12 protein-coding genes are annotated in these 13399 nt (G+C 68.5%); 7 read left to right on the forward strand and 5 right to left on the reverse strand.

Features of this window, described 5'->3' with window-relative positions:
* Window positions 1–28 precede the first annotated feature (28 nt).
* The gene (locus AC3WXD_RS32820) at window positions 29–1546 is read left to right on the forward strand and encodes a CoA-acylating methylmalonate-semialdehyde dehydrogenase (RefSeq protein ID WP_020204922.1); all 1518 of its coding nucleotides are present in this window, start codon (window positions 29–31) and stop codon (window positions 1544–1546) included.
* A 272-nt stretch (window positions 1547–1818) separates the two neighbouring features.
* Window positions 1819–2262 (forward strand): MarR family winged helix-turn-helix transcriptional regulator, encoded by a 444-nt coding sequence (locus AC3WXD_RS32825; RefSeq protein ID WP_059415670.1) that lies wholly within the window; start codon window positions 1819–1821, stop codon window positions 2260–2262.
* Between the two features lie 58 nt (window positions 2263–2320).
* On the opposite strand, the gene AC3WXD_RS32830 is transcribed toward AC3WXD_RS32825, so the two are convergent.
* Both AC3WXD_RS32830 and AC3WXD_RS32835 read right to left on the reverse strand, forming a co-directional pair.
* A complete protein-coding gene (locus tag AC3WXD_RS32830; protein WP_492325507.1) occupies window positions 2321–3097 on the reverse strand; it encodes an enoyl-CoA hydratase in 777 nt (258 codons plus the stop codon).
* An 87-nt stretch (window positions 3098–3184) separates the two neighbouring features.
* Window positions 3185–4591: an aminotransferase-like domain-containing protein gene (locus tag AC3WXD_RS32835; RefSeq protein ID WP_020204927.1), complete on the reverse strand. Its 1407-nt coding sequence runs from the start codon at window positions 4589–4591 to the stop codon at window positions 3185–3187.
* Window positions 4592–4795: 204 nt separating this feature from the next.
* Here AC3WXD_RS32835 and AC3WXD_RS32840 point away from each other — a divergent pair, with 204 nt between their 5' ends.
* Window positions 4796–5131, forward strand: coding sequence for a DUF2917 domain-containing protein (locus AC3WXD_RS32840; RefSeq protein WP_020204928.1), 336 nt, complete (start codon window positions 4796–4798; stop codon window positions 5129–5131).
* Window positions 5132–5147: 16 nt separating this feature from the next.
* On the opposite strand, the gene AC3WXD_RS32845 is transcribed toward AC3WXD_RS32840, so the two are convergent.
* Window positions 5148–6056: a LysR family transcriptional regulator gene (locus tag AC3WXD_RS32845; RefSeq protein ID WP_059415675.1), complete on the reverse strand. Its 909-nt coding sequence runs from the start codon at window positions 6054–6056 to the stop codon at window positions 5148–5150.
* Between the two features lie 160 nt (window positions 6057–6216).
* On the opposite strand from AC3WXD_RS32845, the gene AC3WXD_RS32850 reads away from it, so the two are divergent.
* On the forward strand, window positions 6217–7224 hold the full coding sequence (locus AC3WXD_RS32850; RefSeq protein ID WP_059415677.1) for a zinc-binding alcohol dehydrogenase family protein: 1008 nt from the start codon (window positions 6217–6219) through the stop codon (window positions 7222–7224).
* Window positions 7225–7364: 140 nt separating this feature from the next.
* Here AC3WXD_RS32850 and AC3WXD_RS32855 read toward each other — a convergent pair whose 3' ends face one another.
* Window positions 7365–7652 (reverse strand): helix-turn-helix domain-containing protein, encoded by a 288-nt coding sequence (locus tag AC3WXD_RS32855; protein WP_059415679.1) that lies wholly within the window; start codon window positions 7650–7652, stop codon window positions 7365–7367.
* A gap of 4 nt (window positions 7653–7656) precedes the next feature.
* Window positions 7657–7971, reverse strand: coding sequence for a type II toxin-antitoxin system RelE/ParE family toxin (locus tag AC3WXD_RS32860; protein ID WP_029044013.1), 315 nt, complete (start codon window positions 7969–7971; stop codon window positions 7657–7659).
* A gap of 226 nt (window positions 7972–8197) precedes the next feature.
* Here AC3WXD_RS32860 and icmF point away from each other — a divergent pair, with 226 nt between their 5' ends.
* From icmF to AC3WXD_RS32875, 3 genes are all read left to right on the forward strand, one after another.
* Window positions 8198–11503, forward strand: a complete 3306-nt coding sequence (icmF, locus tag AC3WXD_RS32865; protein WP_492325508.1) for a fused isobutyryl-CoA mutase/GTPase IcmF — start codon at window positions 8198–8200, stop codon at window positions 11501–11503.
* Between the two features lie 148 nt (window positions 11504–11651).
* The gene (locus AC3WXD_RS32870; RefSeq protein WP_454730807.1) at window positions 11652–12086 is read left to right on the forward strand and encodes an HIT family protein; all 435 of its coding nucleotides are present in this window, start codon (window positions 11652–11654) and stop codon (window positions 12084–12086) included.
* Window positions 12087–12157: 71 nt separating this feature from the next.
* A complete protein-coding gene (locus AC3WXD_RS32875; RefSeq protein WP_454730808.1) occupies window positions 12158–13012 on the forward strand; it encodes a 3-hydroxybutyryl-CoA dehydrogenase in 855 nt (284 codons plus the stop codon).
* Window positions 13013–13399: the final 387 nt, after the last annotated feature.

Raw genomic sequence — 13399 nt, forward strand, 5'->3', positions numbered from 1 at the left:
CCGCGGCGACCAGACAGGGGACACCGACGTGAACATCGCAGAAAACCGGCAGATCGCCGACATCGGGCACTACATCGGCGGCACCGTGCGCGCCGCCTCCTCGGACCGCTTCGCCGATGTCTTCAACCCGGCCACCGGCGCCGTGGCCGCCCGCGTGGCGCTGGGCGGCGCGCGGGACGTTGACGCCGCCGTGGCCGCCGCGCACGCGGCGTTCCCGGCCTGGTCCGAGACCGCGCCGCTCAAGCGCGCGCGCATCCTGTTCAAGTTCAAGGAACTGCTCGACCGCCACCACGACGACCTCGCCGCGCTGATCACGCGCGAGCACGGCAAGGTGTTCTCCGACGCCAAGGGCGAAGTCACGCGCGGCGTCGAGGTGGTGGAGTTCGCCTGCGGCATCCCCAACCTGCTCAAGACCGACTTCACCGACAACATCGGCGGCGGCATCGACAACTGGAACCTGCGCCAGCCGCTCGGCGTGGTGGCCGGCATCACGCCGTTCAACTTCCCGGTGATGGTGCCGATGTGGATGTTCCCGGTGGCGCTGGCGTGCGGCAACACCTTCGTGCTCAAGCCGAGCGAGCGCGATCCGTCGCCCTCGCTGCTGATCGCCGACCTGCTCAAGCAGGCCGGCCTGCCCGACGGCGTGTTCAACGTCGTGCAGGGCGGCAAGGAAGCCGTCGACGCGCTGCTCGCGCACAAGGACGTGCAGGCGCTGTCGTTCGTCGGCTCCACGCCGATCGCCGAGTACATCTATACCGAAGGCACCAGGCACGGCAAGCGCGTGCAGGCCCTGGGCGGCGCCAAGAACCACCTCGTGGTGATGCCCGACGCCGATCTCGACCAGGCCGTGGACGCGCTGATCGGCGCCGCCTACGGCTCGGCCGGCGAGCGCTGCATGGCGATCTCGGTGGCGGTGGCGGTCGGCGACGTGGCCGACAAGCTGGTGCCGCGCCTGGCCGAGCGCGCCAGAACGCTGAAGATCCGCAACGGCATGGAAGCCGACGCCGAGATGGGCCCGCTGGTCACGGCCGCGCACAAGGCCAAGGTCGAGGGCTACATCGCCCGCGGCGTGGAAGAGGGCGCCACGCTCGTGACCGACGGCCGCGGCCACAAGGTCGACGGCCACGAAGGCGGCTTCTACGTGGGCGGCACGCTGTTCGACCACGTCACGCCGGACATGACCATCTACAAGGAAGAGATCTTCGGCCCGGTGCTGTCGGTGGTGCGCGTGAACGACCTCGCCCACGCGGTGGCGCTGATCAACGCGCACGAGTTCGGCAACGGCGTGTCCTGCTACACCAGCGACGGCGGCGTGGCGCGCGCGTTCTCGCGCCAGATCCAGGTCGGCATGGTCGGCATCAACGTGCCGATCCCGGTGCCGATGGCGTGGCACTCGTTCGGCGGCTGGAAGCGCTCGCTGTTCGGCGACCACCACGCCTACGGCGAGGAAGGCGTGCGCTTCTACACGCGCTACAAGAGCATCATGCAGCGCTGGCCGGACAGCATCGGCAAGGGCGCGGAGTTCACGATGCCGGTGGCGAAATAACACTGCCGGCGGGGGCGGGCGGCGATGTCCGCCCCTGGCCCTGGTGCTGCGAATGCCCTTCACCGGATGGTGCAAGGGCATTTTTCTTTTGCGGCTGGCGCCGCGTCGCTCCCGCGCCGTCTCTTTTCTCATCCGGGCACGGCAGGTCGAAGTGTCCTGCCGGCGTGCCCGAACGCCGCCCGGCATGATAAGGTTCGCACGCGAATCTCTTCGCGGGCCTTTCACGAGCAAGGGCAGCCACCGATTCGAGGACGACGATCGAGGACGACAAGTTGACGGTAAAGGACGATTCGGAGCGCCGCCTGGTCTACCTGCTGAACGTGGGCCAGCGCCGCCTGCAGCGCTGGACGCAGGCGCGCGCCGCGGCCGGCGGCGTGACCGCGGCGCAGGCGGGCCTGCTGTACTTCCTGGGCAAGCACAACGGCGCGCTGATGAGCGAGGCGGCCGCCGCGCTCGACATGGGCGCCCCCGGCATGAGTGGCCTGGTGGACCGCATGGCCCTGGCGGGCCTGGTGGAGCGGCGCGCCGACGCGGACGACGGGCGCGCCTCGCGCATCTGGCTGACGCCGGCGGGCCGCGCCGCGCGGGCCCGCGCCAAGGCGGGGCTGGCGCAGCTCAACGCCCGGCTGACCGAAGGCTTCAGCGAGGCGGAGATGGCCATCGTCGCGCGCTGGCTGCAGAGCCTGCAGGAGAAGTTTCCCGCCGTCGACGACTGAGCGGCCGGGCGATTGAGCGACCGGGCGACCGGGCGACTGAATGACCGAAGGCAGGCGCCTACGCGCGCGCCACCTTCGAGAAGTCGGCCGGGCGGCGCTGCGCGAACGCGCTGAAGGCTTCCCGGGCTTCGGCGCTCTTCAGGCGCGCTTCGAAGCAGGCGCTTTCCGCCTCCATCTGCGCGACCAGCGCCTGCCCGTCGCGCATCAGTCCCTTCATCGCCAGCAGCGAGCCGGCCGGCTTGGCGGCGATGCGCGCGGCCATCGCCTTGGCTTCCGCATGCAGCTGGCGCGCCGGCACGACGCGGTTGGCGAGGCCCCAGGCCAGCGCCTGCGCGGCCGCCACCGGCTCGCCGAGCGCGAACATCTCGAACGCGCGCGCGTGCCCCACGCGCAGCGGCATCAGCAGGCTGGAGGCGGCTTCCGGCACCAGCGCGAGGTTGATGAACGGCGTGATGAGCTGGGCATCGTCGGCCAGCAGCACGTAGTCGCAATGCAGCAGCATGGTGGTGCCCACGCCGACCGCCTTGCCCTGCACGGCGGCCACCAGCGGCAGCCTGGCGGTGGCGAGGCTGTGCAGGAAGCGCGTCACGTGCCGCTCGGCCGGGCCGTTGCCGGCGGCCTGGGCGGCGAATTCGCTGACGTCGTTGCCGGCGCTGAAGGTGTCGCCGGCGCCCCGGATGACGACGACGCGGATGCCGGGGTCATCCTGCGCGCCTTCGATGGCGTCCGCCAGCGCGCCGTACATGGCGTTGGTCAGCGCGTTCTTCTTGTCGGTGCGCGAGATGGTCAGCGTGAGCACGCCGCCGGCGAGGTCGGTGTCGAGTTCCGGGATCAATGCCGTCTCCTGAAATAAAGTTCGCATGCAAAGTATATCTACTTTGCATGCGAAGTAAACCCGGAGCGGGCCTGCCTTCTCTCCCGCTTATCCTCGGCGCGCGCCGGCCTCTTCCAGGAAAGCCAGCGCGCGCGGCTCCTCCACGAACGCCGAGTTGATGCGGATCCAGGCCGAGGTCTCGCCGCCGGGGCGGAAGTAGTTGCCCGGCGCCAGCGTCACGCCGTGCTGCTCGGCCAGCGTCACCAGCTCGCGCGAGTCCGCCACGCCGCGCGTGCGCGCCCACAGGAAGTTGCCGCCGGCCGGTTCGCAATAGACCTCCCAGCCCGCGCCGTGCAGGCGCCGCACCGCGCCTGCGGTGGCCTGGCGCACGCGCAGGCGCAGCCGCTCCATGTACTTGCGGTAGGCGCCGCGCTCGAGCAGCGCCGCGGTCACGGCCTCCGCGAAGTGCGAGCCGGCCACGCTGGTCAGCACCTTCACGTCCACCAGGTCCTTGACCAGCGCCTTGTCGGCCACCAGGTAGCCGATGCGCAGCGAGGCCGACACCGTCTTGGAGAAGCCGCCGATGTAGATCACGTGCTCGAGCTGGTCCAGCGTGGCGAGGCGGTCGGTGAAGTGGGTCTGGAAGTCGGAGAAGATGTCGTCCTCGACGAAGCGGAAGCCGTGCTTGCGCGCCAGCTCCAGCAGCCGGAACGCCACCGGCGGCGCCAGCGTGGAGCCGGTGGGGTTCTGCAGCACGCTGTTGGTGAAGAACAGCTTGGGCTTGTGCTCGCGCAGCAGCGCCTCGGCGGCGTCGGGGTCGGGGCCGTTGGCGGTGTGCGGCACGCCCACCAGGCGTACGCCGTGCAGGCGCAGCAGGCCGAACAGGTTGTAGTAGCCGGGGTCTTCCACGAACACCGTGTCGCCGGGCTTGAGCAGGCGGCGCACCACCAGGTCCAGCGCCTGGCTGGCGCCGCTGGTGATCAGCACCTGCGGCAGCTCGGCGGTGATGCCGAGCTGCCGCACGCGCGTGAGCACGTGCTGGCGCAGCTCCGGCAGGCCCATCGGCGTGGCGTAGTGGATCACGCTGGCCACTTCCGTGCGCGAGACCTGGCGGATGGCCTGGGTCAGGCCTTCGAGGTCGCGCCACTGCTCCGGCACGAAGCCGCCCGCCAGCTTGAGCGTGGCGCTCGGGTGGTTGAACTGCTCCAGGATGTGGTCGGAGAGATCCTCGGCCAGGCTCGGGTTGGACCAGCCGTTGGCGCCGCGCGCCAGCAGCGGGCTGTCCGCCACGAAGAAGCCCGAGCCGTGGCGCGAATCGAGCAGGCCCTGCGACACCAGCCGGTCATAGGCTTCGATCACCGGGAAGCGGCTGATGCCGTGCTCGGCGGCGAGCTGGCGGATCGACGGCAGGCGCGCGCCGGGGCGCACCTCGCTCGAGCTGATCCAGCTCTTGACCTCGTTGACGATCTGGTCGGTGATGGGCACGCCGGTGGCGGGAACGAGAGTGAGCTTCATGAGGGCGCGTGTCGGGGAAGAACGTGTGCCGGAAAAGGCAAGTGTCAGGAAAAACTACTGAACAGTGCATGGAAAACTGTTCACAACTGTTCATGGGATTGTAGTTGCCGCCGTGAATAATGGAAGGCATGCGGAGGAGGTGCCCCCGCCAGTTGGCGCGGCAGGGCATGGCGCACACCGCAATGCAGAGACAGGAGCGGCAACATGCGTGAACTACGGATCTTCGAACTGGATGAACCCGGCCGGCCGGTGGGCTGGCGCGCCCGCGAAGGGCAGACCGTCAAGGCGGTCGAAGGACGCCTGTGGCTGACGATCGAAGGCCATCACGCCGACATCTGGCTGCTGCCCGGCGCCTGCTGCGCGCTGCCGGCCGGCGCCAGGGTCTGGCTGTCCGGCGAGAGCGAGGGCGCCCGCTTCACGCTGGCCGAAACCCCGGTGCCGCTGTCGTGGCGCTGGCTGGCCATCCTCGGGCGCGCGCTGGGCCGGCGCCTGGGCCAGCGGCGCGCCGGCGCCACGCAGTGTCCGGAGCCGGGGCTGTGAGGCGCGCGCGGCCCGGTTATTTCCGTCGGTAAAGAATGTCGGCGCAGCGCGTGCGCAGGAACTCGTGCAGCCGCTGCACCGCCGGCGTGAGCAGCGTGCGGTGCGCGCTGACCAGTTGCAGCGGTGTCGGCTCGCCGTGCTCGGGCGGGAACAGTTCGACCAGGCGGCCGGCGTACAGGTCCGGCGAGACATCGATGCGCGACTTGTACACCAGCCCGTGGCCGGCCACGGCCCAGCGCCGCACCACGTCGGCATCGTCGCTGACGCGGTCGCCTTTCACGGTCACGGTTTCCACGCCGCGCGGCAGGTGGAAGGTCCAGCGCTCGTGGGTCTGGTCGCCCATCACGTAGCGCAGGCAGTTGTGCTTGCGCAGGTCCGCCGGCGAGGCCGGCGCGCCGTGGCGCTTCAGGTAGGCGGGCGAGGCGCACAGCGTGCGGCGGTTGGCCGGCGCCAGCGGCAGCGCCACCAGGCTGGAATCGGCCAGCGTGCCGTAGCGCACGCCGATGTCGAGCGGCTGGCGGAAGAAGTCCGCGGCCTGGTCGCTGATGCGCAGGTACAGCGAGACTTTCGGATGCGCCTGCTGGAACGCGTCCAGCCAGGGCAGCAGCACGTTGCGCCCCAGGTCCGACGGCGCCGACAGCCGGATCGGCCCGGCAATCTCGGCGCTGGCCTGCGCCAGCGCCTGGCGCCCGCCGTCGATGGCCGCCAGCGCCGCCTGCGCGTGCGGCAGGTAGCGCTCGCCTTCTTCCGACAAGCGCAGGCTGCGCGTGGAGCGCACGAACAGGCGCAGGCCCAGCTCCTGCTCCAGCCGCTTCATGGCGCTGCTGGCCAGCGCCGGCGTGATGTCCAGCAGCCGGGCCGCCGCGGAAAAGCTGCCCGACTCGGCGGTCCGGACAAATACCTGGAGATCGTCGAGCCTGAGCATTTTCTTCGGATCAGCGAAAGTGTTTGCTCGATTAGAGCATTTTTCGCGGAAGCCGGATAGGCGAACATCGCGGCATGCATCGGTTGTCGCTTATCGCCGCTCACCGTCGCTTACCGCCTGCCTTGTTCGCCCGATTCCCATGTCCAGGAACCTGTCCGCCATGAAAGCCATCGCCTATACCCGCAACGACCTGCCCATCACCGACCCGGCCTCGCTGGTCGACATCGAACTGCCCGTGCCCACGCCCGGCCCGCGCGACCTGCTGGTGGCGATCCGCGCCGTCTCGGTCAACCCGGTGGACACCAAGGTGCGCGCCAACTTCCCGACCGAAGCCCCGCGCGTGCTGGGCTGGGACGCCGCCGGCACGGTGACGGCCGTGGGCGCCGAGGTCACGCTGTTCCAGCCCGGCGACGCGGTCTACTACGCCGGCACGCTGGGCCGCCCCGGCACCAACGCCGAATACAGCCTCGTCGACGAGCGCATCGCCGGCCACAAGCCCGCCACGCTGAGCGATGCCCACGCTGCCGCGCTGCCGCTGACCGCGCTCACCGCCTGGGAACTGCTGTTCGACCGCCTCCACATCGCCGAAGGCGGCGGCGCGGGCCAGCACCTGCTGGTGGTCGGCGCGGCCGGCGGCGTGGGTTCGATCCTGGTGCAACTCGCGCGCAAGCTCACCGGACTGACCATCATCGGCACCGCCTCGCGCGCCGAAACCCGGCAATGGGTGCAGGACCTCGGCGCCCATCACGTCATCGACCACAGCCAGCCGCTGGCGGCCGAGCTGGCCCGCATCGGCGTCAGGCAGGTCGAGCACATCGCCAGCCTGACCCATACCGACGCGCACTACGCCGCGCTGGTCGAAGCGCTGGCCCCGCAAGGCCAGTTCGCGCTGATCGACGACCCCGCCACGCTGGACGCCATGCCGCTCAAGCGCAAGTCGGCCTCGCTGCACTGGGAATTCATGTTCGCCCGCTCCATGTTCGAGACCCCGGACATGATCCGCCAGCACGAGATCCTCGACCGCGTGGCCAGGCTGATCGACGACGGCACGCTCAAGACCACCTTCGGCGAGCACTACGGCACCATCGACGCGGCCAACCTGCGCCGCGCGCATGCCTTGCTGGAAAGCGGCCGCGCGCGCGGCAAGATCGTGCTCGAGGGGTTCTGAGCGCCGCCGGGCGCCAGGTGCCGTCAGGATTGTTGATTTGCAAAAGGGCGCTTCGGCGCCCTTTTTGCGTTTGGAATGACCGGCGCGAAACGCCGCGTCATGCGCGGTGCCGGCATGGCCGGCTCCGGGTCCGGTCCCGGTTATGCCGCCTCGATTTCCAGGCGCGGATGCAGCCCCGAGCGCACCACCAGCGACACCAGCATGTCGAGGCTGAACTTGTCCCACTTGCCGCGCACCAGATCGGAGACGCGCGGCTGGCTGATGCCCAGCGCGTCCGCCGCCTGGGCCTGGGTCCATCCGCGGGCGTCGATGACCTGACGCAGCGAGGCCATGAGATCGGCCCGCAGCTTGAGCAGGGTGGCTTCCTCGTCGGAGAAGCCGAGGTCGGCAAACACGTTGCCGCCCGATTCGGTGATGATGTCTTTCATGAGGTCACTCTTCAATCTGTCTGTAGCGGCGGGCAGCGAGCTCGATATCGGCCTTGGTGGTCTTCTGCGTGCGCTTGGGAAAGGCGTGCAGCACATAGACCGCATCCGCAAACTTCGCCACGTAGATGACGCGCCACTCGCCCTCCACGTGAATGCGCACCTCATAGGCTCCGGGGCCGACCGTCACCATCGGCTTGAAGTCGGGCGGCATCATGCCGCGCTGGATCGCATCCAGCGCGAAGCCGGCATGGCGCCTGGCCTCGGCAGGGAAATTGCGCAAATCGTCCAGGGCCGAGCCCACGAAGCGAAGGGATTTCATGGCACTGGATTATATAAGAATTTATATATCCGGTGCCGCCCTCCGGCAAGCCGCGGCGGAGCACCTTCCCGTCAAGAGCAGATAGCAGTACCCTCGATGCATCTCATCCCATCGCACCCGGCTGCTTTCCCAACGGGAAAACCACGCGGGTAGCCAGAACAGAAAAGGGAGAGAAAACTACCCGTAAATCCTTGCCCGCGAGGATTTCACGTCTTAGGTGGAGACAATGACCGATCTTTCCGACGTGCAAAAGGGCGCGCAACCGGGCGCGCAACCGGGCGCCGCCCATCCGGCGCAGGGACCGAAGGGTCCCGTCAACAAGGTGCGCTTCGTCACCGCGGCCTCGCTGTTCGACGGCCACGACGCTTCGATCAACATCATGCGGCGCATCCTCCAGTCCTCGGGCTGCGAGGTGATCCATCTCGGGCACAACCGCTCGGTGCAGGAGGTGGTCGGCGCGGCGCTGCAGGAGGACGTGCAGGGCATCGCGATTTCCAGCTACCAGGGCGGCCACGTCGAGTATTTCAGGTACATGGTCGACCTGCTGCGCGAGCGCGGCGGCGAGCGCATCCAGGTGTTCGGCGGCGGTGGCGGCGTGATCGTGCCGGAGGAGATCCGTGAGTTGCAGGCCTACGGTGTGGCGCGCATCTTCAGCCCGGAGGACGGCCAGCGCATGGGTCTGGCCGGCATGATCGCGGACATGGTGCGGCGCTGCGACATCGACCTCGCGCGCTACGCGCCCGCCACGCTCGACGCGGTCAGGGGCGGCGACCGCCGCGCGCTGGCGCAGCTGATCACGGCGCTGGAGAACGGCAAGGCCGCGCCGGGGCTGGCCGAGGCGCTGCGCGCTGAAGCGGCGGGCATGAAGACGCCCGTGCTGGGCATCACGGGCACCGGCGGCGCCGGCAAGTCGTCGCTGACCGACGAGCTGATCCGCCGCTTCCGGCTCGACCAGCGCGAGGCGCTGTCGATCGCGGTGATCTCCATCGATCCGTCGCGCCGCAAGTCGGGCGGCGCGCTGCTGGGCGACCGCATCCGCATGAACGCGATCGATCATCCGAACATCTTCATGCGCTCGCTGGCCACGCGCGATGCCGGCTCGGAGATCTCGCAGGCGCTGCCGGACGTGCTGGCCGCATGCAAGGCGGGCGGCTTCGACCTGATCGTGGTGGAGACCTCGGGCATCGGCCAGGGCGACGCGGCCATCGTGCCGCACGCGGACCTGTCGCTGTACGTGATGACGCCCGAGTTCGGCGCGGCCAGCCAGCTCGAGAAGATCGACATGCTGGACTTCGCCGATTTCGTCGCCATCAACAAGTTCGACCGCAAGGGCGCGCAGGATGCCTGGCGCGACGTGGCCCGGCAGGTGCAGCGCAACCGCGAGCAGTGGCACGGCAAGCCCGAGGACATGCCGGTCTACGGCACGCAGGCCTCGCGCTTCAACGACGACGGCGTCACCATGCTGTACCAGGGCCTGCGCGATGCGCTGCACGCGCGCGGCATGCGCGTGGCCGAAGGCACGCTGCCGCGGCTGGCCGGGCGCATCTCCACCGGCCACAACGTGATCGTGCCGCCGGCGCGCAGCCGCTACCTGGCGGAGATCGCCGACACCGTGCGCGCCTACCACCGCCGCGTGGCGGCGCAGAGCCGGCTGGCGCGCGAGCGTCAGCAACTGCGCGAGGCGCGCCGCATGCTGCTGGCCGCGCACGGGCAGGATGGCGGCGACGCCCTGCAGGCGCTGGCCGGCGAGCGCGACGCCGCGCTCGGCGCGCACGAGCGCAAGCTGCTGGCGATGTGGCCCGAGATGCGGCGCGCCTACGGCGGCGACGAATACGTGGTGAAGATCCGCGACAAGGAACTCCGCACCGCGCTCACCGGCAAGACCCTGTCCGGCACCACCATCCGCAAGGTGGTGCTGCCGCGCTTTGAGGACGACGGCGAGGTGCTGCGCTGGCTGATGCGCGAGAACGTGCCCGGCAGCTTCCCGTACACCGCCGGCGTGTTCGCCTTCAAGCGCGAGAACGAGGACCCCACGCGCATGTTCGCCGGCGAGGGCGATGCGTTCCGCACCAACCGCCGCTTCAAGCTGGTGTCCGAGGGCATGGACGCCAAGCGCCTGTCCACCGCGTTCGACTCGGTCACGCTGTACGGCGAGGACCCGCACACGCGCCCGGACATCTACGGCAAGGTCGGCAACTCGGGCGTGTCCATCGCCACGCTGGACGACATGAAGGCGCTCTACGACGGCTTCGACCTGACCAGCCCGTCGACCTCGGTGTCGATGACCATCAACGGCCCCGCGCCGACCATCCTGGCGATGTTCATGAACACCGCCATCGACCAGCAAGTGGACAAGTTCCGCGCCGACAACGGCCGCGAGCCCAGCGCCGGCGAGGAAGCCAAGATCCGCGCGTGGGTGCTGCAGAACGTGCGCGGCACGGTGCAGGCCGACATCCTCAAGGAAGACCAGGGCCAGAACACCTGCATCTTTTCCACCGAGTTCTCGCTCAAGGTGATGGGCGACATCCAGGAATACTTCGTGCACCACCAGGTGCGCAATTTCTACTCGGTGTCGATCTCGGGCTACCACATCGCCGAGGCCGGCGCCAACCCGATCTCGCAGCTCGCCTTCACGCTCTCCAACGGCTTCACCTACGTGGAGGCGTATCTCGCGCGCGGCATGCACATCGACGATTTCGCGCCCAACCTGTCGTTCTTCTTCTCCAACGGCATGGACCCCGAATACAGCGTGCTGGGCCGCGTGGCGCGCCGCATCTGGGCGGTGGCCCTGCGCGACAAGTACGGCGCCAACGAGCGCAGCCAGAAGCTCAAGTACCACATCCAGACCTCGGGCCGCTCGCTGCACGCGCAGGAGATCGACTTCAACGACATCCGCACCACGCTGCAGGCGCTGATCGCCATCTACGACAACTGCAACTCCCTGCACACCAACGCCTACGACGAAGCCATCACCACGCCCACCGGCGAATCGGTGCGGCGCGCGCTGGCCATCCAGCTCATCATCAACCGCGAATGGGGCGTGGCCCGGTGCGAGAATCCCAACCAGGGCAGCTTCCTGGTCGAGGAGCTGACCGACCTGGTGGAAGAGGCGGTGATGCAGGAGTTCGAGCGCATCGCCGAGCGCGGCGGCGTGCTCGGCGCGATGGAGACCGGCTACCAGCGCGGCAAGATCCAGGAAGAGTCGCTGTACTACGAGCAGCGCAAGCACGACGGCACGCTGCCCATCATCGGCGTGAACACTTTCCGCAACCCGGATGGCGACCCCACGCCGCAGGCGCTGGAACTGGCGCGCTCCAGCGACGCGGAAAAGCAGAGCCAGCTTGCCCGCCTGGCGGACTTCCACGCGCGCCACGCCGGCGCCGCGCCCGCCGCGCTGGCGCGCCTGCGCCAGGCCGTGATCGACGACGGCAACGTGTTCGCCGTGCTGATGGACGCGGTGCGCACCTGCTCGCTGGGGCAGGTCACGCACGCGCTGTTCGAGGTGGGCGGCCAGTACCGCCGTAATATGTGACGGCGGCGTGGCAGCCGTGGGGTTTGGCGTGACGCTGCGCTGCGTTAAACTTCAAGGCTGCGCCTGCCACGGCCCGCCACGGCATGCCGTCGAGCGCCGTGGTGCGCCGCAGCGCACCGCGGCCCGCCCAACAGCAACGAGACCAGACATGAGCAACGCTTCTTACGATCCCAACAACGTCTTCGCCCGCATCCTGCGCGGCGAGCTGCCGTGCAACAAGGTCTACGAAGACGACGACACCATCGCCTTCATGGACATCATGCCGCAGTCCGACGGCCACACCCTGGTGGTAACCAAGGAAGCCGCCGCCGAGATCTTCGACCTGTCCGAAGCCGCCGCCGGCGCCGCCATCCGCACCACGCAGCGCGTCGCGCGCGCCGTGCGCGCCGCGTTCAGCCCGGACGGCATCTCGATCGGCCAGTTCAACGGCGCCGCCGCCGGCCAGACCGTGCCGCACGTGCATTTCCACATCGTGCCGCGCTATGCCGACCGCCCCCTGCGCGGCCACGGCAGCGACATGCAGGACCCGGCCGTGCTGGCCGGGCACGCCGAGCGCATCATCGCCGCGCTGCGCGAGGCCTGAGCACCGCATCCGCGCGCGCCGCCCGCGCGGCGCGCCAATCCCATCAAGCAACCAGCAACAAGGAAGACAAAATGGCAATCAGGACAGTGGGCATCGTAGGCGCCGGCACGATGGGCAACGGCATCGCGCAGGCGTGCGCCGTGGCGGGCCTGGACGTGGTGATGGTGGACATCAGCGACGCCGCCGTGCAGAAGGGCATCTCCACCGTGGCCGGCAGCCTGGACCGCCTGATCAGGAAGGACAAGATCAGCGAAGCCGACAAGGCCGCGGCGCTCGCGCGCATCAAGGGCTCGACCGCCTACGACGACCTCAAGGCCGCCGACATCGTGATCGAGGCCGCCACCGAGAACTTCGACCTCAAGGTCAAGATCCTCAAGCAGATCGACGCCATCGTCGGCGACGACGTGGTGGTGGCCTCCAACACCTCCTCGATCTCGATCACCAAGCTGGCCGCCGTCATCAGCCGCCCGGCCAACTTCATCGGCATGCACTTCTTCAACCCGGTGCCGATGATGGCCCTGGTCGAGCTGATCCGCGGCCTGCAGACCAGCGACAACACGCACGCGCTGGTCGAGGCGCTGTCGAAGGAACTCGGCAAGTACCCGATCACGGTCAAGAACAACCCGGGTTTCGTGGTCAACCGCATTCTCTGTCCGATGATCAACGAAGCGTTCTGCGTGCTCGGCGAGGGCCTGGCTTCGCCCGAGGAAATCGACGAAGGCATGAAGCTCGGCTGCAACCACCCGATCGGCCCGCTGGCGCTGGCCGACATGATCGGCCTGGACACCATGCTGGCGGTGATGGAGGTGCTGTACACCGAATTCGCCGACCCGAAGTACCGGCCGGCGATGCTGATGCGGGAGATGGTGGCGGCGGGTTATCTGGGGCGGAAGACGGGTCGTGGGGTGTATGTTTATAGTAAGTAGGTGGGGGTGGTTGAAATAAAAAAACCGGCGACGGGGGTGCCCCGTTGGCCGGTTTTTTTGTTTATTTGGGGGGGAAGTTGATTTTATGGGGGGTGTTGGAGGCAAAGGCTTTAAAGGCCTAAAGTCGAAGGCTTTAACTTTAAAAGCTTTAACTTCAAAGTCAAAGGCTTAAAGTCAAAGTCAAAGGCTTTCGCTCCTCCGGAGCGACCTACTTTCTTTTGTCCGAAAAGAAAGTAGGCCAAGAAAGCGGACTGCCTGGCCGGCAGGGGCAGAAACGTTGGGGTTTCTATTGTTTCTGGTTTCGTCGTGGGGTTTGTGGTTCTGCTGGCATCCTGCCGGTACCGGTGCGGGCGGCCACGATTCTGCTGGTGGCGTTGGTTTCGGGGT

This window comes from Cupriavidus sp. FW216-B1 (assembly GCF_058789195.1).